Annotated in this window: 1 protein-coding gene; it reads right to left on the bottom strand. The window is 62.9% G+C overall.

Going from position 1 to position 998, the window contains the following annotated elements; genetic code table 11:
* Window positions 1-959 (bottom strand): elongation factor Tu (tuf, locus tag ABB28_RS16245; RefSeq protein WP_057687410.1); only part of this gene is annotated, 959 nt, incomplete at its 3' end.
* Window positions 960-998 lie beyond the last annotated feature (39 nt).

Genomic DNA, 998 nt, shown 5'->3' with positions numbered 1-998 from the left:
GTGTCGTCGGCAGGCCAGAACTTTATCAGAGACAGTTCGAACTCGGTGTGCGGCTTGATCGAACCCGGCTTGCACAGGACCTGACCGCGCTGCACGTCGTCACGCTTGGTGCCGCGCAGCAGCAGACCGGCGTTGTCGCCTGCCTGACCCTGGTCGAGCAGCTTGCGGAACATTTCCACACCGGTGACGGTGGTCTTGACGGTGTCACGGATACCGACGATTTCGATTTCTTCGCCGACCTTGATCACGCCGCGCTCGATACGACCGGTCACCACGGTGCCGCGGCCCGAGATCGAGAACACGTCTTCCACCGGCATCAGGAACGGCTTGTCGACGTCACGCTCCGGCAGCGGAATCCAGCTGTCCAGCGCTTCGACCAGCTTGATCACGGCCGGCACGCCGATGTCGCTCTGGTCGCCTTCCAGCGCCAGACGGGCCGAACCGGCGATGATCGGGGTGTCGTCGCCCGGGAAGTCGTACTTGCTCAGCAGCTCGCGCACTTCCATTTCGACCAGCTCAAGCAGCTCTGCGTCGTCGACCATGTCGGCCTTGTTCAGGAACACGACGATGTACGGCACGCCGACCTGGCGCGACAGCAGGATGTGCTCGCGGGTCTGCGGCATCGGGCCGTCAGCAGCGGAACAGACCAGGATCGCGCCGTCCATCTGCGCAGCACCGGTGATCATGTTCTTGACGTAGTCAGCATGGCCCGGGCAATCGACGTGGGCGTAGTGACGGACGGTGGATTCGTATTCGACGTGTGCGGTCGAGATCGTGATGCCACGTGCCTTTTCTTCCGGCGCGGCGTCGATCGCGGAGTAATCCTTGAACTCGCCACCGAAGCGCTCGGCACCGATCTTGGTCAGTGCGGCGGTCAGCGTGGTCTTGCCGTGGTCGACGTGACCGATGGTGCCGACGTTGACGTGCGGCTTGGTGCGCTCGAACTTACCCTTGGCCATGGCTGCTTATCTCGAATTCGTCTTGGGGTGGTGCTGAAG

This window comes from Stenotrophomonas chelatiphaga (assembly GCF_001431535.1).
Lineage (GTDB): Bacteria > Pseudomonadota > Gammaproteobacteria > Xanthomonadales > Xanthomonadaceae > Stenotrophomonas > Stenotrophomonas chelatiphaga.
This window is presented reverse-complemented; position numbering and strand designations above follow the sequence as displayed.